The 24,891-nt window shown below is 51.8% G+C and carries 25 protein-coding genes and 1 other annotated feature (1 of these 26 cut by a window edge); of the genes, 19 read left to right on the top strand and 6 right to left on the bottom strand.

Features of this window, described 5'->3' with window-relative positions:
- The first annotated feature begins 73 nt into the window (after nucleotides 1-73).
- The 12 genes from RI501_RS09420 (at nucleotide 74) to RI501_RS09365 (ending at nucleotide 11,007) form a co-directional block, all read left to right on the top strand.
- Nucleotides 74-304 carry a DUF1146 family protein gene (locus RI501_RS09420; protein ID WP_313822016.1) on the top strand — a complete coding sequence of 77 codons (231 nt, stop codon included), beginning with the start codon at nucleotides 74-76 and terminating at the stop codon, nucleotides 302-304.
- Nucleotides 305-330: 26 nt separating this feature from the next.
- Nucleotides 331-1,644: a UDP-N-acetylglucosamine 1-carboxyvinyltransferase gene (murA, locus tag RI501_RS09415; RefSeq protein ID WP_313822014.1), complete on the top strand. Its 1,314-nt coding sequence runs from the start codon at nucleotides 331-333 to the stop codon at nucleotides 1,642-1,644.
- A gap of 124 nt (nucleotides 1,645-1,768) precedes the next feature.
- Nucleotides 1,769-2,773: a rod shape-determining protein gene (mreB, locus tag RI501_RS09410; RefSeq protein WP_313822012.1), complete on the top strand. Its 1,005-nt coding sequence runs from the start codon at nucleotides 1,769-1,771 to the stop codon at nucleotides 2,771-2,773.
- 22 nt (nucleotides 2,774-2,795) lie between these two features.
- Nucleotides 2,796-3,095, top strand: coding sequence for a membrane protein insertion efficiency factor YidD (yidD, locus tag RI501_RS09405; RefSeq protein WP_313822011.1), 300 nt, complete (start codon nucleotides 2,796-2,798; stop codon nucleotides 3,093-3,095).
- 12 nt (nucleotides 3,096-3,107) lie between these two features.
- On the top strand, nucleotides 3,108-3,332 hold the full coding sequence (locus RI501_RS09400) for a DUF2969 domain-containing protein (RefSeq protein WP_313822009.1): 225 nt from the start codon (nucleotides 3,108-3,110) through the stop codon (nucleotides 3,330-3,332).
- 96 nt (nucleotides 3,333-3,428) lie between these two features.
- Entirely contained in the window at nucleotides 3,429-4,634 is a 1,206-nt protein-coding gene (locus tag RI501_RS09395) for an FtsW/RodA/SpoVE family cell cycle protein (RefSeq protein ID WP_313822007.1), read from the top strand.
- Nucleotides 4,635-4,649: 15 nt separating this feature from the next.
- A complete protein-coding gene (locus RI501_RS09390; protein ID WP_313822005.1) occupies nucleotides 4,650-4,952 on the top strand; it encodes a glycine cleavage system H family protein in 303 nt (100 codons plus the stop codon).
- A 147-nt stretch (nucleotides 4,953-5,099) separates the two neighbouring features.
- The gene (locus tag RI501_RS09385) at nucleotides 5,100-5,954 is read left to right on the top strand and encodes an SPFH domain-containing protein (protein ID WP_313822003.1); all 855 of its coding nucleotides are present in this window, start codon (nucleotides 5,100-5,102) and stop codon (nucleotides 5,952-5,954) included.
- Between the two features lie 32 nt (nucleotides 5,955-5,986).
- Nucleotides 5,987-6,961: a DUF2785 domain-containing protein gene (locus RI501_RS09380; protein WP_313822001.1), complete on the top strand. Its 975-nt coding sequence runs from the start codon at nucleotides 5,987-5,989 to the stop codon at nucleotides 6,959-6,961.
- A 74-nt stretch (nucleotides 6,962-7,035) separates the two neighbouring features.
- Entirely contained in the window at nucleotides 7,036-8,175 is a 1,140-nt protein-coding gene (locus RI501_RS09375) for a D-alanine--D-alanine ligase family protein (RefSeq protein ID WP_313821999.1), read from the top strand.
- A 66-nt stretch (nucleotides 8,176-8,241) separates the two neighbouring features.
- On the top strand, nucleotides 8,242-9,822 hold the full coding sequence (locus RI501_RS09370; protein WP_313821997.1) for a glycerophosphodiester phosphodiesterase: 1,581 nt from the start codon (nucleotides 8,242-8,244) through the stop codon (nucleotides 9,820-9,822).
- A gap of 327 nt (nucleotides 9,823-10,149) precedes the next feature.
- Nucleotides 10,150-11,007 carry a helix-turn-helix transcriptional regulator gene (locus RI501_RS09365; RefSeq protein WP_313821996.1) on the top strand — a complete coding sequence of 286 codons (858 nt, stop codon included), beginning with the start codon at nucleotides 10,150-10,152 and terminating at the stop codon, nucleotides 11,005-11,007.
- 261 nt (nucleotides 11,008-11,268) lie between these two features.
- On the opposite strand, the gene RI501_RS09360 is transcribed toward RI501_RS09365, so the two are convergent.
- From RI501_RS09360 to RI501_RS09345, 4 genes are all read right to left on the bottom strand, one after another.
- Nucleotides 11,269-11,745 (bottom strand): universal stress protein, encoded by a 477-nt coding sequence (locus RI501_RS09360; RefSeq protein ID WP_313821994.1) that lies wholly within the window; start codon nucleotides 11,743-11,745, stop codon nucleotides 11,269-11,271.
- Between the two features lie 96 nt (nucleotides 11,746-11,841).
- Complete coding sequence (locus RI501_RS09355) at nucleotides 11,842-12,132, bottom strand: hypothetical protein (RefSeq protein ID WP_313821992.1); 291 nt, start codon at nucleotides 12,130-12,132, stop codon at nucleotides 11,842-11,844.
- A gap of 349 nt (nucleotides 12,133-12,481) precedes the next feature.
- Nucleotides 12,482-13,765: a replication-associated recombination protein A gene (locus RI501_RS09350; protein WP_313821991.1), complete on the bottom strand. Its 1,284-nt coding sequence runs from the start codon at nucleotides 13,763-13,765 to the stop codon at nucleotides 12,482-12,484.
- Between the two features lie 20 nt (nucleotides 13,766-13,785).
- Nucleotides 13,786-14,241 carry a YueI family protein gene (locus tag RI501_RS09345; protein WP_313821989.1) on the bottom strand — a complete coding sequence of 152 codons (456 nt, stop codon included), beginning with the start codon at nucleotides 14,239-14,241 and terminating at the stop codon, nucleotides 13,786-13,788.
- Between the two features lie 83 nt (nucleotides 14,242-14,324).
- Between RI501_RS09345 and RI501_RS09340 the strand changes: the two genes are divergently transcribed.
- Nucleotides 14,325-14,933, top strand: a complete 609-nt coding sequence (locus RI501_RS09340; protein WP_313821987.1) for a DUF1054 family protein — start codon at nucleotides 14,325-14,327, stop codon at nucleotides 14,931-14,933.
- A 63-nt stretch (nucleotides 14,934-14,996) separates the two neighbouring features.
- Here RI501_RS09340 and rpsD read toward each other — a convergent pair whose 3' ends face one another.
- Both rpsD and RI501_RS09330 read right to left on the bottom strand, forming a co-directional pair.
- Nucleotides 14,997-15,602 carry a 30S ribosomal protein S4 gene (gene rpsD / locus RI501_RS09335; protein ID WP_313821985.1) on the bottom strand — a complete coding sequence of 202 codons (606 nt, stop codon included), beginning with the start codon at nucleotides 15,600-15,602 and terminating at the stop codon, nucleotides 14,997-14,999.
- A 191-nt stretch (nucleotides 15,603-15,793) separates the two neighbouring features.
- Nucleotides 15,794-16,264 (bottom strand): GAF domain-containing protein, encoded by a 471-nt coding sequence (locus tag RI501_RS09330; RefSeq protein ID WP_313821983.1) that lies wholly within the window; start codon nucleotides 16,262-16,264, stop codon nucleotides 15,794-15,796.
- Between the two features lie 182 nt (nucleotides 16,265-16,446).
- On the opposite strand from RI501_RS09330, the gene ezrA reads away from it, so the two are divergent.
- The 6 genes from ezrA to RI501_RS09300 all read left to right on the top strand — a co-directional run bounded on the left by ezrA (nucleotide 16,447) and on the right by RI501_RS09300 (nucleotide 24,742).
- Nucleotides 16,447-18,186, top strand: coding sequence for a septation ring formation regulator EzrA (gene ezrA / locus RI501_RS09325; protein WP_313821982.1), 1,740 nt, complete (start codon nucleotides 16,447-16,449; stop codon nucleotides 18,184-18,186).
- Between the two features lie 157 nt (nucleotides 18,187-18,343).
- A complete protein-coding gene (locus tag RI501_RS09320) occupies nucleotides 18,344-19,489 on the top strand; it encodes a cysteine desulfurase family protein (protein WP_313821980.1) in 1,146 nt (381 codons plus the stop codon).
- 20 nt (nucleotides 19,490-19,509) lie between these two features.
- Nucleotides 19,510-20,727 (top strand): tRNA uracil 4-sulfurtransferase ThiI, encoded by a 1,218-nt coding sequence (thiI, locus tag RI501_RS09315; RefSeq protein WP_313821978.1) that lies wholly within the window; start codon nucleotides 19,510-19,512, stop codon nucleotides 20,725-20,727.
- A gap of 623 nt (nucleotides 20,728-21,350) precedes the next feature.
- Nucleotides 21,351-22,991: a peptide ABC transporter substrate-binding protein gene (locus RI501_RS09310; RefSeq protein WP_313821976.1), complete on the top strand. Its 1,641-nt coding sequence runs from the start codon at nucleotides 21,351-21,353 to the stop codon at nucleotides 22,989-22,991.
- An 11-nt stretch (nucleotides 22,992-23,002) separates the two neighbouring features.
- A complete protein-coding gene (locus tag RI501_RS09305) occupies nucleotides 23,003-24,121 on the top strand; it encodes an amidohydrolase (protein ID WP_313821974.1) in 1,119 nt (372 codons plus the stop codon).
- Nucleotides 24,122-24,232: 111 nt separating this feature from the next.
- Nucleotides 24,233-24,742, top strand: a complete 510-nt coding sequence (locus RI501_RS09300) for a thiol peroxidase (protein ID WP_313821972.1) — start codon at nucleotides 24,233-24,235, stop codon at nucleotides 24,740-24,742.
- A gap of 24 nt (nucleotides 24,743-24,766) precedes the next feature.
- Nucleotides 24,767-24,891, top strand: a binding site (T-box leader) (it continues 91 nt past the right edge of the window).

Genomic DNA, 24,891 nt, shown 5'->3' with positions numbered 1-24,891 from the left:
TTAAAGGATTCGCAAGGACAGGACGCACAAATTATGCTATAGTTAATGGGAATGTTTGGGAAGGATTGAGCTGATGAAGTTACTTGGCATCCAAGGAATTTTAACCATTATTAGTCATTTAAGCTTTATCGCGCTGGCCTTTTGGGCGATTTCGGCGCTGCATATTGAACGATTGATGCCATTTAACCCGCGACAAGCCCGAGTTTTAATTGTGATGCTTGCCGTGGCAGTGGGTTTTGGCTGCAGCTCATTTTTCCTAGATTTCATTGATAATGTTCGTAATCTGGGCTACCTGGTGCGGTAGACCCATCAAACTTTTGGAGGTATCCTATGGAAAAAATCGTTGTTCATGGTGGGAACCGCTTATCTGGTGTTGTCCACATCGAAGGCGCTAAGAACGCCGTTTTGCCTATTCTGGCAGCGTCCATCTTAGCACGTGATGGGATTACACATTTAGCAAATGTTCCGGTCCTATCTGACGTCTACACGATGAATAAGGTTCTGCGGTTCTTGAATTTAAGCGTGGATTTTGATGAAGCTCACCGACAAATCACGATTGATGCAACTAAGCAACTGTCGAGTGAAGCGCCGTTTGAGTACGTTTCGAAAATGCGGGCCTCGATTGTGGTCATGGGGCCACTGGTAGCCCGGTTAGGCCATGCCCGAGTCGCATTACCGGGGGGCTGTGCCATTGGAACACGGCCGATTGACCTGCATCTGAAGGGGTTAGAGGCCTTAGGTGCCCGGATCGAACAGCATGACGGGTACATCGAAGCGTTCGCCGATCATTTAACTGGGAGCCATATCTACTTAGACTTTCCGAGTGTTGGGGCCACGCAAAATATCATGATGGCCGCTTGTTTAGCCCAAGGAACCACCGAAATTGACAACGTGGCCCGCGAACCTGAAATCGTGGATTTAGCCAACGTGTTGAATAAGATGGGAGCTCACGTTCGCGGTGCCGGGACCGAAACGATTCGGATCGAGGGTGTTGCGGCCATGCACGGTACGGATCATAACGTCGTGCAGGACCGGATCGAGGCGGGAACCTTTATGGTTGCTGCGGCGTTGACCCACGGGAACGTATTGATTCAAGACGGCATTGTCGAACACAACAAGCCGTTGATTTCCAAACTCCAGGAGATGGGGGTTCAGGTTACCGAAGAAACTGAAGGCATCCGGGTAATCGGACCACAGACGTTACAACCCACCGATGTGAAAACCTTACCTTATCCAGGGTTCCCAACGGATATGCAGCCGCAGATGACCATTCTGCAGTTAGCCGCTGAAGGAACTAGTACCATGACTGAAACCGTCTTTGAAAACCGTTTCATGCATCTGGAGGAGCTGCGGCGGATGAACGCTCAGTTCCAAATTAATGGCCGGACCGTGGTGATGCACGGGCCAACCGATTTTAACGGTGCTGAGGTGGCCGCTACCGATTTGCGGGCTGCCGCGGCGCTGGTCTTGGCTGGTCTGGTAGCTGATGGGTACACCCAGGTGACTAACTTGAAGTACCTGGACCGCGGCTACTACGAGTTCCACAAGAAGTTGACCGCACTAGGGGCCCAAGTGAACCGGATTTCTGTACCGGATAACGAGGCAGTTGTGCTTAAGAATAAGCGAATTAATAACGAAGTTTAAACAACTGAAAGGTGGCGAACAGCCACCTTTTTCGTTGTCCCGGACAAACCTTTTAGAGTTTCGGGGGATTATGGTATAATGAAATGTTGAAAATTGGCATTAAAAATCAGGAGGAAACAATAGTATGGCGAAAGACATTGGAATTGATCTGGGGACCGCGAACGTTTTAATTTACGTGGTCGGCAAGGGTATCGTATTAAACGAGCCGTCGGTGGTGGCGATTGATACGAAAACCGATAAGGTATTGGCGGTGGGATCCGAAGCCTACCGGATGGTGGGACGGACGCCCGGTAACATTCGGGCGATCCGGCCGTTAAAGGACGGGGTCATTTCTGATTTTGATATTACCGAAGCCATGCTTTCCTACTTTATTAATAAACTGAGCGTTAAGGGCTTCTTATCCAAGCCCAACATTATGATTTGTGCGCCAACAAACATTACCGAAATCGAGCGAAAAGCGATCATTCAGGCGGCCGAAAAGTCCGGCGGCGCTAAGGTCTATCTGGAAGCCGAACCAAAGGTGGCCGCGTTAGGTGCCGGAATGGATATCTTCAAGCCTTCCGGCAATATGGTCATCGACATGGGTGGGGGGACCAGTGACATCGCGATTCTGTCATTAGGCGATATTGTCGCTAGTCAATCGATCCGGGTTGCCGGGGATCGCATGAATGCTGAAATTGTCAACTACCTCAAACACAAGCATAACTTGATTGTGGGGGAACGGACGGCCGAAACCATTAAGATTAAGATTGGGACGGCCTACCCGGAACCGGGTAACGAGAAGAAGACCATGGCGGTTCGGGGCCGTGACTCCGTTTCCGGAATGCCGACGGAAGCCACGATTACGGCGGCCGAAGTCGAAGAGGCCATTCACGATTCCGTGGATCAGATCATTGAAGCGGCCAAGACGGTTTTGGAAACGACACCGCCGGAATTGGCAGCCGACATTATTGACCGGGGGATTATGTTAACCGGTGGGGGCGCCTTGTTGGACGGCATTGACAAGCTCTTCTCACAAGAATTAACGGTCCCCGTCATCATCTCCGAAGACCCGTTGGACAACGTGGCCAAGGGAGCGGGCGTTCTGTTAGAGCACATGAATACCAAGATGGCAGAGCAGAACAACTAAATTGACCAAAGGGGGTCATTGAATGCGACGATTGTTAATGGGACTGGTTCGCGGCTATCAGCGGTGGATCTCACCACTGTTTCCGCCAACCTGTCGGTATTATCCAACCTGTTCGACCTATATGCTTCAGGCGTTAGCTAAGCACGGGGCAGTGAAGGGCAGCTTGATGGGCATAGCTCGTATTTTACGGTGTCACCCCTTTGTTCACGGCGGAGTTGATCCGGTACCAGATCACTTCTCCCTGCGCCGCAATGTGGCGGCAGAACGCGCTTATCGGCAGGCGATGGGCTTGGACGATGAGACGCAAACCACAATCAAGTAAAGGAGAGTCGGCATGAGTAAACGAGAAAAGGCGGTTCAAGTGACCGTGGATGAACAAAAATTACCCGACGGCACGACGATGTCCGTTTTGAAGATTGGCAAGGACACCATCGGCACGGTTCAGCCCTTAGCAGATCGATTCGCAGCACAATTAACGGACGGCGATGTCTACCACGTTAAGACCGTCGATGAAGGTGTGGAGGTTCTGTTACGGGACTACCACCTGCACCGGGGATAATAAATTTTGGTAAAATTGGCCGGAGTGGAACGTCGAAGTTCTCTGCGGCCTTTATAATAAGAACAAAATCTTGAGTTTGATTAAGGAGCAATCATCGTGGCAAAAAATGCGACAAGACAACAAGATGAGGTGGACTCCCGGATTGACTGGGGGGTCATTTTCTGTGTGCTGATGTTGGCTTTGATCGGTTTGGCGTCGATCTACGTGGCGGCAACGCACGATTCGAGTGCGACGAGCATTACGTCGGCCGTGGTCTCCCAATTGGCCTGGTACATCATCGGTACCATTGCGATCGTCATTATTATGCAGTTTGATTCGGAACAACTCTGGAAGGTCGCGCCGTTGTTATACGGAATTGGCTTGTTCCTGCTGTTGTCCGTGTTGGTCTTCTATAGTCGGGCCTACTACCTGAACACGGGGGCTAAGAGTTGGTTTGCGATCGGTCCGTTAACCTTCCAACCTTCAGAAGTTATGAAACCGGCGTTTATTTTGATGCTGGCAAGGGTCGTAGCCGATCACAACAACCAATTTCCGGTCCATACGTTTAACTCGGATTGGCGCTTAATCGGGAAGGTCATCTTGTGGACGTTGCCCGTAGCTGTAGGGTTGAAGCTGCAAAATGACTTCGGGACCATGTTGGTGTTCTTCGCCATCGCCGGAGGAGTCATCTTAGTTTCCGGGGTGACCTGGAAGATTTTGGCCCCCACGTTTGGGGCCATCGCCGTGCTTGGTGGGGGCGCCTTAACCCTGGTGACGACTAGCTGGGGACGGAAGATCTTGGAAAGGGTGGGCTTTCAAGCCTACCAGTTCTCCCGGGTCGACACCTGGTTACATCCCTCGGCTGATACCTCGAACCAGGGATATCAACTCTGGCAGAGTATGAAGGCCGTCGGGTCCGGGGGCATCTTTGGAACCGGGTTTAATACCTCGCACGTGTACGTCCCCGTGCGGGAATCCGATATGATTTTCTCCGTCATCGGGGAGAACTTCGGGTTTATCGGCGGTTGTGTCTTAATCTTCCTGTACTTCCTGCTGATTTATCAAATGATTCGGGTGACTTTCGATACTAAGAATGTCTTTTACGCGTACATCTCGACGGGGGTCATTATGATGATTCTCTTCCACGTGTTCGAAAACATTGGGATGAGTATTGGGCTGTTACCGTTGACTGGGATTCCGTTGCCCTTCGTGAGTCAAGGGGGGTCGGCATTGATTGGTAATCTGATTGGGATTGGTTTGATCATGTCAATGCGGTATCATTATAAGAGTTACATGTTTAGTCGTAACGAATCGTTTAAATAAAGGAGCATGTGGATGATGAGTGAAATGGTGAAGTATTTCTGGACCAAGGCAACGACCGATGGCACCCGCATTGGGTTAACCACGGAAGGTCAAGACGAACTAGGGACCATCAAGTTCGCTAAGTTACCCGCGGTTGGCGATCAAATCAAGAAGGGCGATAACCTGCTGAACGTTGAGGCAGATAAAGCCGTTTCGGATATTCCGAGCCCCGTAACGGGTAAGGTAACGGCCGTTAACCCCGCTTTAGCCGACAGCTTCGACGTCTTAAACGGGAGCGATACGACGGCGGCTTGGTTTGTCGACGTGCAAGAAGACTAACCGCAAATCGCAGAACCGGGTAAACTCGTGAGAGTTGGCCCGGTTTTTTATTTTCTCCCGTGAGTCGGGTATAATGAAACCAGTAGGTTAAAACTTGAGTTAGTTAGCCATTATTGGTTAAGGGCTGACGAGAATGGAGTGAGTCGCGTGACGGAAAAGAACGTTTTTCACATTAATGGCTATCTGGGATTAGTCCTAGTGTTGGCCCTCTTGTTAGCGGGCGGGTATTGCGTGTTGTTGGCGGGGGGTACCGCGGTACTGGGCATTATCTTAATTGTAATCGCTGTCTTAGCGGCCAGTAGTTTGACGATTGTGGGTCCCAATCAGTCTAAGGTGCTCACCTTCTTTGGGCGCTACATCGGGACTATTCGTGAGGCTGGACTATACCTGACCGTCCCCCTCACCAATAAAACGACGGTTTCGCTGCGGGTTCGAAATTTTAATAGCGCCATTCTTAAGGTGAACGATCTGCAGGGGAATCCCGTGGAAATCGCTGCGGTGATCGTTTTTAAAGTGGTGGACACCAGCAAGGCCTTGTTTGCGGTAGAGGACTACGAACAGTTCGTGGAGATCCAGAGTGAATCGGCCATCCGCCACGTGGCGTCCGAATACGCCTACGATAACTTCGGTGATGGTGCGGCCCTGACGCTACGGAGTAATCCCACCGAGGTCTCTAATCACCTCACCGAAGAGTTACAGGAACGGTTGGACGTCGCGGGCGTCAAAATTATGGAAACCCGGTTGACCCACCTCGCTTACGCGACCGAGATTGCCTCGGCCATGCTTCAACGGCAACAGTCGCAGGCCATTCTCTCGGCCCGGAAGATTATTGTCGAGGGGGCCGTTTCGATTACGGAAGGGGCCATTGACCGGTTAGCGGCCGAGACGGACCTGAACTTAACGGATAATCAGAAGTTGCAATTAATAAATAATATGATGGTCTCCATCATTAACGAGCGCGGCTCACAACCCGTGATTAACACGGGTAAGGTGGAGGCGTAGTCATAGAATGGGAAATATTGGAGGATGCTTTAATGGACGAGCAGATTGAGACGTTACAGCAGCAATTACGGGACTTGCGGCGGCAATTGCATGCCGGCACAGTGTACCAATCCCTGGGAACCCGGCTGGGGCGGCTAATCGATGGCGTGCACCGGCAACGCCGGACGCCGTTAACCTTACCGGATGAAGGGGATGGGATTCAGGACCTGTTAACAGACGTCAATCAGGCACTGGCAGGGGACCAAAACGTCCATCTGACACTAGCTGAACTCGATCACTTGTTGCGGCATCTGCGTTCCACTAATCCGCAAATTCGGTATCTGGGGGTCCACTTTACGCTCTACGATGCGTTGGAAGACGGGGTGTTTTCGGCTGCGCAAATTCAGTGGTTGGTTTCCCAACTGCTACGAGAGGATCGGTTATTTGATCACATCCTCGAGCCCAACAATCAGGGGGTCTATGGTCGCTCGGCTGCCGTTTCGTTTTTGGCCACGCTCATTCATTACAGCAATGATCATCCCCGGTTAGTGCAGCTGGACTTTGACGAAATTGTGATTAAGGTGGCCACCTATATTTGCTTGGAAACCGATACCCGCGGTTTTATCAATCACCAGGGGTGGGCTCACGCGTTTACGTCAATCACAGCGGTTCTAGCTACCTTGGGTGACGGTCCCCAATTAACCCGGGCGGATAAGCTGTTCTTGATGGTGACGTTGTTGGAACGCTTCAAGCGCTTAACGACCCCGTTGATTTATGGAGAGACGGAACGAATGGGCGGCTATCTGGTGATGCAGACTAACCGGCATCCCCTCTACGAAGCGATGTGTTTAACCGCGTTGAAGCAGTGGCGCCAGCAGGTGGCTTTACGTCGGCGGGCAACGGAAACGGCGGCCGGCTGGAACCAATTCTATAATCGCCGGCGGTTGTTGGATGCCATGCGCTTACAACGCGACTTGTCCCCACAAATTCGGGCGTATTTATCTTCCTCAATTGATTTTTTAGCATAAAGATGTACTAATATTTTTTGAGAAATGGTATACTGAAGGCTAACCGAAATACACACGTAAGGATGAGTGACATCATGGAAAAAAATAAGTTACACGTCGGTTTACTATTCGGTGGAAATTCCTCCGAGCACGACGTTTCAAAGCGGTCGGCTCGTAACATCTACGATGCGATGGACAAGACGCGCTATACGGTTAGTCTGTTTCTCTTAACCCGCGATGGTTTTGTTTTGAGCGATGCAGCTTCTCAACGTGTCTTCGATGGTGAAGACGAAGCGACGGTTGCCGCAGAGGAACAAGCTAAAATCGATTCAGCAAATCCATTGGCACCCATTTGGAATCTTTCACAGGCAAAGGACATTGATGTTTTCTTCCCAATTATTCACGGTAATCTGGGTGAAGACGGGACTATCCAAGGGCTTTTCCGTTTATTGAAAAAACCCTATGTCGGTAGTGACGTCTTAGCATCAGCCACGTCCTTTGATAAGGATCGGACCAAGCAGGTCTTAACCGCTAATGGGATCCGGAACACCAAGTATGTGGTGGTGACGCCAGCTAACCGCGACACCATGGATTATGCGACCGTGCAGGCGAAGTTGGGGACCGACGTCTTCATCAAGCCCGCCAACCAAGGCTCATCGGTGGGGATTCACAAGGCCAGCAACGAACAAGAATACCTAGACGGGTTAACAGACGCGTTCCGGTACGACTATAAGGTTCTGGTGGAAGAAACCATTGCTGGGTTGGAAGAAGTCGAAATCTCTATTCTGGGTAACGAACACCCACAAGCATCGAAGCTGGGGGCCATTCGGGTGCCCGAAAAGGACGTCTTCTACGACTACAATAATAAGTTTGTGGACGCTAGTGGCGTGACCTTTGAAGTCCCCGTACAGTTACCGGCAGACTTGGCGCAAGAGATTACCACGATGGGACTGCAGACGTACGCTGCGTTAGACCTGAAGGGGATGGCGCGCATCGACTACCTGGTTTCCAAGGATAATGTGCCGTACGTGGGGGAGGTTAACACCTTACCTGGCTTTACGAACATCAGCCTGTACCCACAATTGTGGGAGGCTTCCGGAATTAGCTACACGGAATTGATCGACCGGCTCATCGAGTTGGCAATTGCGGAGTTCAACCGTGAAGATAAGTTGGCTTACGACTTCGTGCCGTTGGACGATAATTCGGCCGCATCAACGTATCAATTAAAGAAGTAGACTGAGAATTTGGGTCGGTGAGACGCTTTGGCGGGCTCATCGGCTTTTTTTGTGGGAGATGGCAATGTGCGAGTGAAACGACAGGAATTGTGGCGTGCGTGGCGGGTCGGTTTAATGACGCCCCGACTATTTTGGGGATGGACCGGTCTTGTTTTGGGTCTGGGAATTCTCCGTTGGGGCGGGCAGTTTCCGGGCTGGACGGCGGCTTTAGTGGTGGTGGTCCTGCTAGAACTAGGGTTAGCCGGTTGGCAACTAAGCCAGCTGGGGCGGGTCTACGGAGTAGCGGCGGGGCCGTTAACCGGCTGGCGTCGCGGGGGAACCTGGTTAGGGCTGGGCGTGAGTCTCGGTCTGTTGAGTCTGCCCTGGGGGCTATGGGGCCTAGGAAGTCGCTTTTTAGTGCGGTTACGCTTGCCGGCAAGCTGGGTGAATTGGGTTAGTCTGTATCGCCACGAGCTAGGTGGTGTGGTCGTTGTCGCCTATCTTGGATTGTTGGCATATAGCCTGATCTGGGGGCCGCGTCATTGGCGAGTCACCCGGACGATGGGGACGCCAAAACAGATGTGTGGTGGCCTAATGGTCTTAATCGGCAGCATGCTGGGGTGGTTGGGGCTGAGCGGTGGCGTGATTTTACTCAACCAGCGATTGGATGCCAGTTTGCCGGCTTCCGCGGTTACTTGGCTAACGGTCGGCTCAATGGGGGTCATCTTAGGCGGGTATACGCTGGCCAGTCTGTTGGGCACGGTAACTCTGGTCTGGAGTTGGTGTGGGCAACCGACCGAATTGGCTAATCCGGTGAGCGCCCCTTACCGGATGATCGGGGTCTGCTTGGCCGGGTGGCTTCTCGTGAGCGGCGGGGTCATTACTCAGACGTTATGCCAATCGCGCTGGGGTGCCACGGCCCTCATCAGTCACCGGGGTGTCGACCGGGGGATCGGGGTCCAAAATACCTTGGGCGCGTTACGGCACGTTAGCCGTAGCCATCCCCGGTACGTTGAAATGGACCTTCACGAAACGCGCGACCAGCGGTGGGTGGTGCTGCACGATGAGAATCTGAAAGCACTAGCCGGTCGCGACGTTCAGCCGCACCAGTGGTCCCTGCGGCGGCTAACGCAGCTGACGCTTCACGAAAATGGACAACGGGCCCGGTTGGTGAGTTGGCCGCATTACCTGCGAGTGGCCGAACGGCACCATCAACCCTTGTTAGTCGAACTGAAAACCACCCCGTGGGATTCGGCGGGGATGGTTCGGCGCTTTGCTCGCCAATACGGGACGCGGTTAGCCCGCGATCATTCGGCGGTGCATTCTTTAGACTATCGGGTCGTGGCTGGGTTACGACGGGCGGCACCGCGTTTATCGGTTGGGTACATTACGCCGTTTAATTGGGTTTCCCCGGCCTCGGTACCAGCCGATTTCTATTCCTTTCAACGATTGTCGGTCAGTGATCAGTTCATTCAGGCGGCTCACCGCGAACACGCGCCAGCCTACCTCTGGACGCCAGATTCGCGGACCGCGATGACGCTGGCCTGGGCGCTGGGGGCGGACGGCCAGATTACCAATCAGGTGAGTCGGTTGCAACGGGTGGTGGCTCAACGACCAGAAACGGTTGCGTGGGCCATGCTAGCGAACTTTACGTTAAGCTATATTTGAATTATCAATTAATTCTCTAAATGGATAAAATACGAACATTACGAAATTGCTAACCAGCATCACCGTTGTGATAAGAAAGCTTATGCAAAAATGATAAAATGGTATAGACAGATTAAAGTTCATTAATAAAGGGCCATATCGCTTGTGTTTCCACCCAAATCACTTATTATTAGAATTAATGATAAAGAGATTGGGGACTGCTAATAAGTTTTTATTAGGAGAATACAAAGAAAATTATGTTAATATATTAAATTCTTTGTAGAAAAACGTTCGTCTTTATCGAAAAAACTGTTGATTAACCAGACAAGTTTTCAGAGGAGATATGAGATGCGCTTACTAGGGGACAAGCTCAAACAATACCGTAAGCAAAAGAATTTATCGCAACAGGAATTAGCCGAGGGCATTTGCACACAAGCGACGGTCAGCCTAATGGAGAAGAAAAATAAGGTACCCAGCATTAAGATTATTTTACAGATCTGCCGGCGCTTGAACGTTTCGTTGGAAGATATTTTAGCCGGCATGGGGAGCGGGCTAGACGATCAATTTAGTCGGGTATCGCGGGCCGTGCGTTTTGGCGATTACCATGGTGCCGACCGGTTGTTAGAACAAATGGATATGGCTAGTGTCCAGAATGCTTTTGACCGGGAACGGTACCACTATTACCGCGGCTTTATCGAGATTGGGGCCCGCCAACGCCCCGATGAAGCCATTTTTCACTTCAACTTATTGTTGCACCGGTCGTACCGGATGCCGTGGGATCTCTACGCCATTGTGGGGAACGTTGGGATGGCGGCGGCTTACCTGGAACGGAAGGAATACGAGAAGGTCCACTATTACTTACGCGAAGCCATGACGTACCTCGATAATTACGAATGGCACGAAGAAGAGGAGTTCAAACGCCTGGTATGGGCACGTTACCGGATTGCTCAGCTATACCTGCAATTAGAACAACCGCAACTAGTTAATGAAAACGTCGCAGCCGCATTGCAGGTGGTTAAACAACAGGATTCACTGTACTTAATCGATGTCTTATACGAATTAAAGGGGCAAGCGGAACAAGCTCTACTTGCGACTACGGCGGCTAAGCGGAGTCTGGCAATTGCGCAGACCCTCGCCGTAGTGACCCATAACGTGGCATTGCAACAACGTTTAGGTCAGACGGTGGGGTCACTTTTACCGGATTAATTAGGGTAGCGGTCAGTTAGTTGATGAATATGAACGTCAAATCGGCAATTATTCCTGAATTGGGAATAATTGCCGATTTAAGGTTAAACGATTCCCTGAGCGTGAGCCCCGGGTTCGGGACCCTAGTTGAGGTCATCCAGACTAAGACGCAGTCCAGATTGGCGGTCGAACAACTTAGTAGTTAAAGTGCGGTTTCAGGCTACTATTGAGGGTCCAAAAAACCGGTTCAGGTTGACCCTGAACCGGTTGGATAATGGCTGGTTAGTTTTGTGGAGTGGTTTTGGCGGGTTGGTTGTTCAGATCCGTCCGCACCACAATAACGTCGCAGATAGCCGTCCGCGTCACGTATTCCGTGACGGACCCGATTAAGAGCCGCTCTACCGCGTTAAGTCCGGTGGCCCCAATCATAATCAAATCTGTATCGTTATCCCGAGGGACATCCCGGGCAATGATGGTCTTGGGAGCACCGTATTCGATGGCGTAATCAATCTTTTCGAGGCCATCGGCTTTGGCATCCGCAACATATTTGTCTAACGTCTTTTTCGCCGTCTCGGTCACTTGTTCGACCATGCTGGTATCGAAGCTCGAGATGTTTTGGAAAGCGCGGGTATCGACAACGTGAACGAGATGTAAATCAGCATCGTTACGTTTAGCCACGGCAACGGCCTTCTTGAAAGCTAATTCGGCTTCGTAAGAGCCATCGACGGGGACTAAAATGTGCTTGTATTGTTGTAACATATATATTCACCTCTCATTACTTGATACTTTCATGATACGTTATTTCCGCAGAAATAAAAAGTAAAATGGCAAAAAAGTGAGAAAAATTGTAACCGGTTACTCGCCCTTGGGAAACCAATGGACGAGGAATAATTGTAAACCGACGACGACGATGACACCCACCAGCAGCGTCATGGAAATGAAAATGGTGTTGTTCAGCACCGTTGCGATGGCGGCACTGAGCCCAATCACCATTAATAGGATCCCACCAACCGCGACCACGCGACTGAGCGCTGGGGTGCTTTCAGGATGAAAGACCAGAAAGGGCTTTTGCCGGTGACTGAATAGGTACCAGCCGATCCCCAAAGATAATAGGGTATAACAGATCATTAATATCGTAATTGCCACGGAAACAGTTCCTCCTTAAACTCTGTAAGCTGAAAACTAGTTTACTAGCTCGCTAACGATTCCGCAAGTCAGAAAAACGCCCAAAAGAAAAGGGCCATTCAAAGGAATGGTCCTCAAAGCACAAGGCTTTAGTGATCTAAGTGGTGCCGTTAATTGTCCAGTCATGTTGACCCGCGATGACAATGCAGGGGGGAAGGCGAAATAACGCTTCTGACTACCAAGTGAAAAGGCTTGTCATTGACGTTATCATATGGCGATCCCGTTTAAAAATTACTTGTTCGGCAACTTGTAGTAAGACAACGCGTACACCTTAGAGTCACTAGTATCTTAGCATATAAATTTTTAAATATCAATTATCGTGATAGTTGGCCTGACGCAGCCGTTGATACTGAGCACCGAGTTGCTGCTCAAACTTTCCGTTGGATTTCGGCTGGTAGTATTGTGCCTGACGCAGCGTATCGGGGAGGTATTGTTGCTGAACCCAATCGTTGGGAAAGTCGTGAGGAAACTTGTAGGTGGTGCCGTGTCCCAGCTTTTTGGCGCCGGCGTAGTGGGCATCTTTAAGGTGGTTGGGAATGTTGCCGCTGTGGCCGTTTTGAACGTCGGCTAAGGCAGCGTCAATGGCGGCGATGCCGGAGTTGGATTTCGGCGATAGGCAGAGCTCAATCACCGCATCGGCTAACGGAATCCGCCCCTCGGGGAGCCCCAATTGTTGCGCGGCTTGAACCGCTTGGACGGTCCGAGCCGCGGCGGGGAGGTTGGCTAAGCCCACGTCTTCGTAAGCAATGACCATTAACCGCCGACAGATCGACGGGAGGTCACCGGCCGCGACCAACTGTGCGAGGTAGTGTAACGCCGCATCGGTGTCACTACCGCGAATCGATTTTTGAAAGGCGGAGATGACGTCGTAGTGGGCGTCTCCGTTTTTATCACCCAGCAGGGCTTTACGTTGAAAGCATTCCTCGGCCACGGGTAAGGTCACGTGAATCCGTTGGTCCGATTCGGTGGGGGGCGTGGATTGCGCGGCGAGTTCTAACCCGTTAAGGGCGCTGCGCAGGTCGCCGTTGGTTGCGTCCGCCATGAAGTCGAGTGCGGCCGGATCGACGGTCAAAGGTAACGTGCCGAGTCCCCGTTCGGTATCGGTCAAGGCGCGGTTAAGGGCGGTCACGATATCGGTATGGGTGAGCGGGTGTACCTCGAAAATCTGGGTTCTACTCCGAATCGCCGGGTTGATATTGAGGTATGGATTCTCGGTGGTGGCGCCGATCAGGATGATCCGACCACTTTCAAGGTGGGGGAGTAAAAAGTCCTGCTTGGTTTTATCTAGCCGGTGAATTTCATCGAGTAATAAAATCACGGTCCCACTCATCTTGGCCTCTTCAGCCACGACCTGTAGATCCTTTTTGGAATCTGTCGCCGCGTTCAGCTTACGAAAAGCGTATTTGGTAGAACCGGCAATGGCGCTAGCGATACTGGTCTTACCGGTACCAGGGGGGCCGTAGAGAATCATGGAAGACAGGAGCTTGGCGGCGACCATGCGAGCGATGATTTTGCCGGGGCCCACCAAGTCCTGCTGCCCGACCACGTCTTCTAACCGTCGTGGTCGCATCCGGTAGGCTAAAGGTTGTGCCAAAATAAAAACTCCTTTAAAAATTAGTGATTTAAGAAATGACCTAGCCACCCCGACTTTTTGGTCGGGTGAGGGACGGGGGCGACTTCGTCCGGATACTTCTTGGCTAGGGCGATGGGTGACTGGTTGATCGCCGTTGCGGCGGCGACCACTAAGCCTAGGTCGCTATCGGCAATGCCGTAAATGTTATCCTGACGAATGGTAAAGGCCACGTTGTGTTGACTGGCTACCTTAAGGTAGGGGCCTAAGTCGCTTTGGTCAATGTGACCGTTCAAAATCACTTGGTAGTCGGGATGAGCGGTGATCTCAGTGATGAAGGCCGCCAAGTTCTGATGATCGACGACTTCGGCGATGGTCATGGCCAGCGACACGCGCTCCCGAAAGGTCCCGAGGTAATGTCGTTGTTCATCGGGCTTAATCTTGGGTGTCCCGTACATCGCGGCATCGAGATGCTGCTCCATCGAACTTTTTTCCGTCATGTAACTCCCTCTTTTCAACATAGTGGCATTAGTATAACATGGAATGGAAACGAACCGTGAGCAAAGACCTGGGGGGTGTTAACATGTATCAAGATAGTGACTTCGCGGTGTTTGACGACGGCACATTGCCGGGGCGCTTGGCTAAGATTCGCGCCATTATCGATCCGAAGTTTACGGCTACCGTCGCCGCACTACAACCGCAATTAGCGCAGGTCGGGGTGCCAGTTTATCCACATCTCGCGTTGCATCGGCGGCGCACCAAGAATCCACCGCCGGATACTTGGGTGGCGTTGAGTACGTCTAAGCGGGGTTACAAGATGCTGCCACACTTTGAATTTGGTCTGTGGGACGATCAGTTGTACATCTGGCTGGTGGTCTTACAAGAAGCCAAGGACCGGCAAACCGTGATTGGTCGGGTCAATCCGCAAACGGTCGCCGCGTTACCCACCAATTTCGAGTGGGCGAACGACCACACCGATAAAACGGTGCATCAGCCGCTAACCGCAGCCGGCTGGGACCAGCTAATGGCGGTGCAGTCTCAAAAACACGCCGAGTGGCTGATTGGCCGAACGTTTGCTCCGGAAAGTGCCTTCTTTACCGGCGATGCGGCCACTCAGTTAGCCACCATTCAGACTACGATTGCGGCCCTAGTCCCGGTGTACCGGGAACTGATCGGGCTCACTGAACCATGAGAGATCAAAAAAAGCTTCTGCCAATTGGCAGAAGCTTTTTGATAACCGAAGATCGCAATCTGATTAACGGTTGTAGTATTCAACGATTAAGGAGTCGTCGAGTTCAGCATCGAGTTCTTCACGTTGTGGGAACCGAGTTAAGGAACCTTCCAACTTGTCTGCGTCGAAGTCAACGTATTGTGGACGACCCACAACGGCTTCAACGGCACCCTTGATCACGGCTAAGTCCTTGGACTTTTCGCGAACGCTGATCACTTGACCAACCTTGACTTCGTATGAAGGAATGTCCACACGCTTGCCATCAACGGTGATGTGACCATGGTTAACCAATTGACGAGCTTGACGACGAGTCGTTGCCAAACCTAAACGGTAAACCATGTTGTCTAAACGACGTTCGAGTAAGATCATGAAGTTGGTCCCGTGGGTACCGTCCTTGATCTTACCAGCGCGCTTGAACAGGTTGTAGAATTGACGTTCCGTTAAGCCGTAGGTGAACCGCAGCTTTTGCTTTTCGCGTAATTGCATCCCGTATTCGGAAAGCTTTTGACGACGGCCTTGACCGTGGTCACCAGGGGCGTAAGGACGCCGTGCTAATTCTTTACCAGTGCCGGAAAGGGAAACCCCTAAACGACGTGAAATTCGCCAACTTGGGCCAGTATAACGTGACATAAATTGAATCCTCCAATAAATATTATTTGGAGTAAAATAACGATTTATGGGTTTAGTATTCGTGCAGGTCATTTTGCAAGTTTCGCCCTTGCAGCCGCAGGTTACTTCTTGAGCTTAACGCAATGATCTGTTGACGAGCTTACCGCCCATTGCTGCATTATTTTACACGACGACCAGTATAACCGGAAACCCTAGGCCTTGTCAACATGTGTGAGTAAAACCCGCGCAAATTCCTCTAGGACGGTCTGATCGGCCGCTGAAAACCGGTTCTTTTCCGGCGAATCAATGTCCAGGACCCCTAATTTGGTCCCATCGGCTAAGGTCAGCGGTACCACGATTTCGGCGTTACTGGCCGAATCACAGGCGATGTGGCCGGCAAAGGTGTGAACGTCGGCCACGCGCTGAGTAGTCTGAGTGGCGAGGGCCGTCCCGCAGCCCCCGTGGTGATTTTCGATGTGCATGCAGGCGACGTTCCCCTGAAAGGGGCCCAGGATTAACGTGTCGTCTGCCGGTTGATATTGGTAGAAACCCGCCCAGTTAATGGCCGGAATAGTCTGCATCAACAGGGCCGAGGCGTTGGCCAGGTTAGCCGTGAGATTGGTCTCACCGTGTAGGAGGGCGTCTAATTGTTCAGTAATTAAAGGGTTGATTGGTTGTGCCATATAAAAACCTCCAGTAGTCAAGTCAATGTTACATAGGTAGAAAATGCTTACAGAATCGCAAAACCTAGTGAAGCCCACGCGGGACTTATGCTATAATCGAAATTAGATTAAATTGTAAAATGAACCGAGTGGTTTTGCAACTCGTTAAACCGGTTAAATGTGGATGAAGGATGGGGTCAATCATGGTAGTTGTGCTAATTGGAATCGTCATACTTGCGATTATCGTCTATGTGGGCATTCTCGCGTATCAACAACGGATTCGCCGACAAGTCGCAGTGTTGGCGGATAAGAAGGCGTCACTGGTCGCCATTCCCTTAGCCGACGAAGTTAAATTAGTGGGTCAGTTAAGTCTGACCGGCCAATCACTCGAACGCTTCGAAGCGTTACAAAATGACTACGCCGATATCACGAAGGAACGGTTTCCCCGGATTGACACCCAGTTAAAGGCGTTAAAGGATGCGTCACGGGGGATGAACTTGGTCCAGTTACGCCAGAACCTCACGAAGGTCACGACGTTGGTGCAGCAGACGGATGAGTTGGTTCAGACCGTTCAGGCTAAGTTAGCCGAATTGCAAGAGATCGACAAACAGCATCGGCAGGCCGTCCACGACTTAGAGCAGAAGTATCAAGAACTGCGCAAGACGCTACTGGCCAAGAACTTCGCTTTTGGCCCCAGCATTGACGGCTTAGAGGAACGGTTAAGTGAATTAGAAGACAACTTTGACACCTTCACGAAATTAACCCAAACAGGGGACCACGAACGGGCGGCCGACGTGTTGACTCAGCTGAAAGAAGACACGGAATCCTTGGAGGATCTAATCAAGGCGATTCCGCCGCTGTATAAGGATTTAACGGCCATTTATCCGGATCAAATCAGTGAATTAAAGAACGGGTACGATCAGTTGACGGCTCAGCACTACCGTTTTGGCGATACGGACATTCCGGGGTTGGTTCAGAAGGTGGCCGACCAGGTTAGTGGAAATTTGGCCACGTTAGCCGATTTGCGGCCAGCGGATGCGAAGGTGATTAATGATCGAATTGCCGAGCAGATCGACCAACTCTATGCGCGGATGCAAACCGAAATTGATGCTAAGCAGCCCGTCGAAAAAAATCTGGATAACGTGGCTCGGTTTATTGCCCACGCCCAGAATCAAAACCAAAGCCTTTTGACCGAGTTAGACCGGTTGAGTCAAAATTATACCCTGGATCACCAGGAACTGGAAACGGCGCGGGAACTTAACGAGCAGCTCCGGGCCATCGATGGCATCTATCAACGGGACGTTCAAGACCTGACCGGCAAGTCGGCCACCTATTCGGAAGTCTTAGCACATCAGCAACAACAGGAAAAAGATCTGAAGCAGATTGAGGAGCAACAAGCGCAGATTTTAAAGGGCGTTGCCGGACTGGCCGACGAAGAGCGGCAAGCGCGAGAAACGTTACGCCAATTTGATTTCAAATTACATAGTTTACGACGGCAGGTCGAAAACTTGAATTTACCAGGCGTGCCACAGGATTACCTGGACTACTTCTTTGTGGTGCGTGATGAGGTTGAGCAACTCGCCACGGACATGGACCAACCGCAGATTGATATGGAGCGCATTACCAAGCAACTCCTGATTATCCAAACGGATTTAGATACGTTGAGTGAAAAGACGGATGATTTGTTGGATAGTGCTGAGTTGGCGGAGCAACTGTTACAGTATGCGAACCGGTACCAGGCCAGTCACGACGATGTGGCTCAGGCTAGCCAGGAGGCTAAGCGACTCTTTGAAAAGGATCACCAATACGCCAAGGCCCTGGAAACCATTGCGACGGTGTTGGACCGGGTTGAACCCGGTTCGTATAAACGCTTAGAGGATGCCTACTACCAGCGCAAGGGCAAGACCAACCCTAAAGCGCAGACGGACCACCCGACGGCTTAAGGGGAAAACGCTAATTTTTCGCAAGATAACTTACGAAAAATTAGCGTTTTTTACTAGGAGTCGGCGCACAAGGCTTGTGGGATTTTCAGAATGTGTTTATAATAAGTGAGAATTTCTATCGGAGTCGAACCAATAGAAAAAGATAAGAGGGTTCAGCATGATTTATTTTGATAACAGTGCGACCACCAAGGCCGCACCGGAAGTTGTCGATACCTACGCCAAGGTCAGCGCTAACTACTGGGGCAACCCGTCTAGTTTGCACAATTTTGGGGAACAGGCCTTCAACCTCCTCGAACAATCGCGCCAACAAATTGCCGATTTAATCGGCGCTAAGCTGAGTGAAATTCTGTTCACCAGTGGGGGTACCGAGGGCGATAATTGGGCCATCAAGGGAACGGCGATGGCTAAACGCGAATTTGGCAACCACTTAATTACCACGGCGGTCGAACATCCCGCTGTGCACAATTCCATGGAACAGTTGAAACAACTGGGCTTTGAAGTGACCTATTTACCGGTCGACGCCAACGGACGGGTCTCCGCGGACGACTTACGGGCCGCCATCCGGCCGACCACGATTCTGGTGTCCACCATGGCGGTGAACAACGAAATCGGGGCCGTCCAACCACTGGCCGAGATTGCCACTGTGATGCGCGACTTTCCCAAGATTCATTGGCACATCGATGCCGTGCAGGGGATTGGAAAGGGGTTAGCCGACCTGATCTTTAACGACCGGGTCGACTTTGTGACCTTCTCGGGCCACAAGTTCCACGCGCCCCGGGGCATTGGCTTCATGTACAAGCGCCAAGGGCGGAAGATTGCGCCGCTGATGGCCGGTGGGGGTCAGGAACGCAACCTGCGTTCCGGGACCGAAAACTTGCCCGCCATTGCGGCGATGGCGAAGGCCTTACGGATGCTATTGACCGATGAGGCGGCCAAGGTTCAGCGGCAACGCGAGATTCGGTTGGCCATCCTGCACCACATTGAGACCTTTGCGCACGTCACGATTTTCTCTAAGGACCTGCCCGTCTTTGCACCGCACATCCTGTGCTTTGCCATCGAGGGTGTGCGTGGAGAAACCATCGTGCACGCGTTTGAGGAACACAACATTTACATTTCGACGACCAGTGCCTGCTCGTCGAAGAAACACGTTGAGTCCAGTACGCTACAAGCCATGGCGATCGACGAGGGGATTGCCACCAGCGCGGTGCGCATCTCGTTAGACGAACACAACACCATGGCGGAAGCCGAGGAATTCAACCGGGTCTTTGACCAACTCTACCAACAATTTGCGAAATTACGCTAAATCACGAAAGGGGTCGCGCAATGGAATATAGCGAAATTATGGTCCGCTACGGCGAATTGTCGACGAAGGGCAAGAACAAAAAGGACTTTATCAAGCAACTGGGACATAACGTGCGTAAGGCGCTCAGCAGTTTTGAAGGTCTGGAAGTCCGGGCCCAACACGACCGATTACACGTGACCTTGAACGGTGCCGATTCGGCCGCCGTCATGGACCGGTTAAAGGGTGTGTTTGGTATCGAAAACTTTTCGCCGGCCGTTAAGGTTGAAAAGGATCTCGACACCATCAAGGCTACCGCGATTGCCATGGCCAAGGAAGACTTTCACCCGGGGATGACCTTTAAGATCAATACCCGCCGCCAGGATAAGGAATTTGCCTACGACACCTACCAACTCAACGACATGTTGGGGGGCGCGGTGTTGGATAACGTGCCGGGCATTCAGGTCCAGATGAAGCATCCGGATCTGGAATTACGGGTCGAAATTCGGATGAATGGGGCCTTTATCTCGGGGCAACCCATCCAAGGAGCCGGGGGGTTACCCGTCGGCACCGGGGGGAAAGCCGTGATGATGCTGTCCGGTGGGATCGATTCACCGGTCGCTTCATATTACGGCATGCGTCGGGGCGTGAAGCTGGACATGGTCCACTTCTTCAGTCCACCGTACACCTCCGAACAGGCCCTAGCTAAGGCCAAGGAATTGACCGCTAAGCTGGCGAAGTACTCCGGGGGTATCCAGTTCATTCAGGTGCCGTTTACCAAGATTCAAGAAACTATCAAAGAAGCCGTACCGGAAGGCTATCTGATGACCATTCAACGCCGGATGATGCTGCGCTTAGCCGTGGCCGTGGCCGAAATGCGTCACGCCAAGGGGATTTTCAACGGCGAATCGTTGGGCCAAGTGGCGTCACAGACGCTGGAGAGCATGGCGGCCATTAATGACGTGACCTCGATGCCCATTCTCCGACCACTTTTGTCGATGGACAAGACGGAGATCATCAAGGTGGCGAAGGATATCGATACCTATGAGTTGTCAATTCTGCCGTACGAAGACTGCTGCACGATTTTCACGCCGCCCGCACCCAAGACGCGGCCGGACCTGGAAAAGTCGCGGAAGTTCGAAAAGAACATCGACGTGGAAGGCCTGATGAAGGAAGCCTTGGACGGGATTACGATTACCGAAATTCGCCCGGGCGACAACTTCTTGAACCAAAACGAAGACGTTTTTGCGGAATTACTTTAAATCAAGTCATTAATACAGCTAACACGGGAGTCGGGGCGTTTTCGCCCGACTCTTTTTTGCAAAATTAGAAACTTCTCATACTTCATCGTTGCTGATGTACAGGGAATGAGACCATCTTTATGGTCAGAATCGCCTAAAATTTAGCTTGACAATTCGTTAGAAACTCCTAAAATGAGCTTTAAATTAGAAATGCAACGAGTAGTCAAAGTAAATTCTAACCTTAAGAGATCATCCGTACGGCTGAAAGGGTGAAACCAGAATTGAAACACAGCTACCAGCAGTCGGTCTGAACGGGTCACGCTTAGTAGGATTGAACGGACCTCGCCGTTAACCGGGGGAGTTTTTTAAAAACTCACTGAGGTAATGGCTGTGAGGTCATTACGAAGTCAGAGGTGGCACCACGCTATTAGTCGTCCTCGCAAAGATTAACGTCTTTGCGGGGACTTTTTTTATGAAAGAAAGGATGATGACTAGATGTTTCAATTGATGATGGTTAACTTAATCGCGACCCTTGCCGAGCAAAAGCGACATCATCGGCATACGGTCCATAGTCTGCACCATTAGGCATTGTTAGGACAGGAGTGACGGTCAGGGGATCGTCAGTCACCAAGGAGGAAAAACCTATGCCAAATCAATTGAAACGTTTTGTCGGAATCAGCGTCGTTTTAGTCAGTGGCCTCGCACTAGCGGGCTGCGGGCGGACGGCGGACGCCAGCCCACAGCAGAGTGCGACCATCATGGAACAGGCCGATATCTCATCGTTAGATTCGACCATGATCACGGATGTGGGCGCGTTGGAGACCGTGAACAATGCAGAAGAGGGCCTGTATCGAATGAAAAACAGCACCACGGTCGAACCGGGCCTAGCTACGGCCATCGTGAGTCCCACGGCGAACCAAACCGTTTACACCTTCCACCTACGCAAGGGCCTGAAGTGGAGTAACGGGGACGCGCTGACGGCCAAGGACTTCGTGTATGCTTGGCGCCGGGCGGTGACGCCCAGTACCAAGGCAGCCGATGCCTACCAGTTCTTACCGATTAAGAATGCCCAAGCCATTGAGAAAGGTAAGCTATCCGCCGATAAATTAGGTGTTCAAGCCGTTAATGCCACGACGTTGCGGGTCACGCTGACGGCACCAACGCCGTACTTTAAGTATCTAGTGGCCTCCGTGCCATTTTTACCGTTAAATCAAAAAGTTGTGACCAAGTACGGCCAGGGTTATGGCACCTCGGCTAAGAAAACGGTCTACGATGGGCCGTATACCGTTCAGAACTGGACGGCCTCGTCGACGAGTTGGACGCTGAAAAAGAACCCGAATTATTGGGATCGGCGGCACGTAAAGTTAGCTACCGTTAAGTTTCAGGTCGCTAAGTCGCCACAGACGGCCTTGTCGTTATACCAATCCAAGAAGCTCGACAACATCGTCTTATCCGGCCAACAAGCCGCACAAGAAAAGACCAACCCCGGCTATTTGACCTATCCCAGTGGGGAGACCGATTACCTGGCCTACAACTTCAACCACAAGGCCATGCAAAACCGGAACATTCGGCGCGCCCTTTCGTTAGCCATCGACCGGCAAAGCCTGGTGGACGACGTCTTGAAGAACGGCACCAAGGTTCCCACGGGGATGGCCCCGGCCGACATCGCCAAGAACCCCAAGACCGGTCGCGACTTTACGCAAGACGCCAAGGTGGCCAGTGCCGTGGCGTATAATCCAAATTTGGCTAAACGTTACTGGGCCAAGGGTTTACGGCAGCTAGGGGTAAACCGCCTGACGCTAAACTTAGTCTGTTACGACGTGGACACCTTTAAGAATGCCGCCGAATACGTGCAGGCTAACACGGAGAAATATCTGAAGGGTCTCAGCTTAAAGGTCAACGTGCAACCCAAGGTTCAAGCCATCACCACCATGCAGAAGAAGCAGGGCTACGACATCGGGTTTTCCAACTGGATTGCATCCTATCCGGAACTCAACGAATTCTTCCAATTGCTGAATACCAACAATTACAACAACGCCGGCAGCTATTCCAACGCCGCCTTCGACCGGGCCTACACCCGGGCTAATGGGGTCGACGCTGGTAGTGCGACACGACGCTATGCTGATTTTAAACAAGCTAATCAGATTGCGATGACCGATCAGGCCGTGGCGGTCTTAAACCAGGGACAAATCGCCCGGCTCAATAATCCCCAACTTAAGGGGGTCACCTATGCGGCCGCCCAAGGGATTTCGTTGAAGACGGCCTATAAGACCAGTCAGAAATAGGAGGAATCCAAATGCTCAATCCAATTACAGTGAACGCGCAACAAATTTATACCGACTTTGACCAATTAGGGGCCTGCGCGGAGGTGGCCTTTCAGGAGGTGCGCACCACGGCCTACCTGGCCCAACGCTTAGACCAACTAGGCGTCTCCTATCAACGCTTTCCCCAGATGACAGGGTTGATTGCGACGCTTAATCCGGGCCAACCGGTGACCATCGGGTTACGCACGGACATTGACGCCCTTAAGCAGGTCTATCAGGGTAAGACCCAGGTCCTCCACTCCTGCGGGCACAACGCGCACATGGCCATCGTGCTGGCGGTCGTGACGTACTTTGCGACTCACCCGGACGACTTGCCGGGGACGTTAAAGGTGATCTTTCAACCCGCCGAGGAGACTGTGACCGGGGCGGAAAAGGTGATTCAAAGCGGGTTACTCGGCCCACTCGACGTCTTATACGGCCTGCACGTATGCCCGGATAGTGAGGTAGGTGACCACCAGGCCGAGGCGCTGTTACCCGACATCGCCACGCGGACCTACTGGGTGACCATTACCGGTAAGACGGCCCACGCCGGGCGGCCCTGGCTGGGAGCCAACGTGATCGACGCGTTTAGCACCCTCAACGAACGGTTTAAACAAATCAAACTGGCGACCGACTCACCGTATTCGGTGACCGCCACCATGTTTCAGGCTGGTGAGTCCTCCAACATCGTGCCGGATAAGGGGACCTTTGCCGTGGATTTGCGAGCTCGAACCAACGACCTGATGGACCAACTGCAAGACCAGGCCTTTCGAGCGATGCGCGCGGTCTCGACCGGCGACATTCAGATCACCTTGGATGGTAACGACTTGTCACCGGCGGCCATTCCCGACGACCAAGCCATTGCGACCATGGGTCAGGCCATCACGGCGGTCCTGGGGGCCGACGGGTTAGTTGACCCGGTTCCGACCCAGGGGGGCGACGATTTTCACTTTTACGCCTACGATGGGTTAGCACGGCGCAGCACCATGTTGGGCTTAGGCTGTGGCTTGACGCCCGGACTCCACATACCGGGGATGACGTTTGACCACACGGCCATGGTGGCGGGCGCCCAAATCCTGATCAATGCGGTTCGATTGACCGGACAAGATTAGGGGAAAAAACCGAGAATTTATCCTACAAATTACTTGTTTTTTAGACGCTCTCTGCGTCATAATTGACTTAATAGCCGGTCACGACCGGTTAAACATTAAGGAGTGATCTGTGTGGAAGTCACGAGACTCGGTAAGAAGATGGCCTTAGCGGGCAATCTCCCCGAAGTAGGGGATCAATTACCTAAGTTTAAGCTGTTTGATCAACAGAATAACAAGGTGAAGACGGCCAATCTGATTGGTCAGGTGAGCCTAATCAGTGTCGTTCCCGATTTAGATACCCCGGTTTGCACGTTGCAAACGCGTAAATTTGTCCAACAGGCGGACCATTATCCGGCGGCCAAGTTCTATACGGTGTCGAATAATTCCGTGACGGAACAGACCGGTTGGTGTGCGGCCGAAGGGGTCCAAAATGTGGACCTGTTATCCGATGAAGAGTTGTCCTTCGGGTACGAAACCGGGTTATACGTGCCCAACGCCGGCAACCTGGCGCGGTCCATTTGGATCATTGATAAGACCGGCAAGATCGTTTACCGGCAGGTCGTGATTGAACAGTCCGAAGAACCCGATTACTTAGCCGCGTTGACGGCCCTCGAAAAGTTAGTGCCACGAGTTGACGCTTAGCTTAAAATTGGGTACACTACAGAGTAACTAGCTGTGAGCAAGAGAGTAACGGTGATGACTTGAGACAGAGAACCACGGGTGCTGGGACGTGGTGAAGCGGTCACCGGGAAAGTAACTTGTGAGCTGATCGACTGAACGAATAAGTAGGT

This window comes from Levilactobacillus zymae, from assembly GCF_032190635.1.
GTDB lineage: Bacteria > Bacillota > Bacilli > Lactobacillales > Lactobacillaceae > Levilactobacillus > Levilactobacillus zymae_A.
Note: the sequence above shows the minus strand (reverse complement) of the source record. Positions and strands in the feature narration are given on the sequence as shown.

Bases quoted from the DNA above. Each gene is read 5' to 3' on its own strand.
- RI501_RS09305 (WP_313821974.1), top strand. From the start codon at position 23,003: ATGCTCAATCCAATTACAGTGAACGCGCAACAAATTTATACCGACTTT.
- RI501_RS09310 (WP_313821976.1), top strand. From the start codon at position 21,351: ATGCCAAATCAATTGAAACGTTTTGTCGGAATCAGCGTCGTTTTAGTC.
- thiI (WP_313821978.1), top strand. From the start codon at position 19,510: ATGGAATATAGCGAAATTATGGTCCGCTACGGCGAATTGTCGACGAAG.
- murA (WP_313822014.1), top strand. From the start codon at position 331: ATGGAAAAAATCGTTGTTCATGGTGGGAACCGCTTATCTGGTGTTGTC.
- RI501_RS09330 (WP_313821983.1), bottom strand. From the start codon at position 16,264: ATGGCACAACCAATCAACCCTTTAATTACTGAACAATTAGACGCCCTC.
- RI501_RS09340 (WP_313821987.1), top strand. From the start codon at position 14,325: ATGTATCAAGATAGTGACTTCGCGGTGTTTGACGACGGCACATTGCCG.
- ezrA (WP_313821982.1), top strand. From the start codon at position 16,447: ATGGTAGTTGTGCTAATTGGAATCGTCATACTTGCGATTATCGTCTAT.
- yidD (WP_313822011.1), top strand. From the start codon at position 2,796: ATGCGACGATTGTTAATGGGACTGGTTCGCGGCTATCAGCGGTGGATC.
- RI501_RS09360 (WP_313821994.1), bottom strand. From the start codon at position 11,745: ATGTTACAACAATACAAGCACATTTTAGTCCCCGTCGATGGCTCTTAC.
- rpsD (WP_313821985.1), bottom strand. From the start codon at position 15,602: ATGTCACGTTATACTGGCCCAAGTTGGCGAATTTCACGTCGTTTAGGG.
- RI501_RS09345 (WP_313821989.1), bottom strand. From the start codon at position 14,241: ATGACGGAAAAAAGTTCGATGGAGCAGCATCTCGATGCCGCGATGTAC.
- RI501_RS09375 (WP_313821999.1), top strand. From the start codon at position 7,036: ATGGAAAAAAATAAGTTACACGTCGGTTTACTATTCGGTGGAAATTCC.
- RI501_RS09380 (WP_313822001.1), top strand. From the start codon at position 5,987: ATGGACGAGCAGATTGAGACGTTACAGCAGCAATTACGGGACTTGCGG.
- RI501_RS09320 (WP_313821980.1), top strand. From the start codon at position 18,344: ATGATTTATTTTGATAACAGTGCGACCACCAAGGCCGCACCGGAAGTT.
- RI501_RS09365 (WP_313821996.1), top strand. From the start codon at position 10,150: ATGCGCTTACTAGGGGACAAGCTCAAACAATACCGTAAGCAAAAGAAT.
- RI501_RS09420 (WP_313822016.1), top strand. From the start codon at position 74: ATGAAGTTACTTGGCATCCAAGGAATTTTAACCATTATTAGTCATTTA.
- mreB (WP_313822012.1), top strand. From the start codon at position 1,769: ATGGCGAAAGACATTGGAATTGATCTGGGGACCGCGAACGTTTTAATT.
- RI501_RS09400 (WP_313822009.1), top strand. From the start codon at position 3,108: ATGAGTAAACGAGAAAAGGCGGTTCAAGTGACCGTGGATGAACAAAAA.
- RI501_RS09390 (WP_313822005.1), top strand. From the start codon at position 4,650: ATGAGTGAAATGGTGAAGTATTTCTGGACCAAGGCAACGACCGATGGC.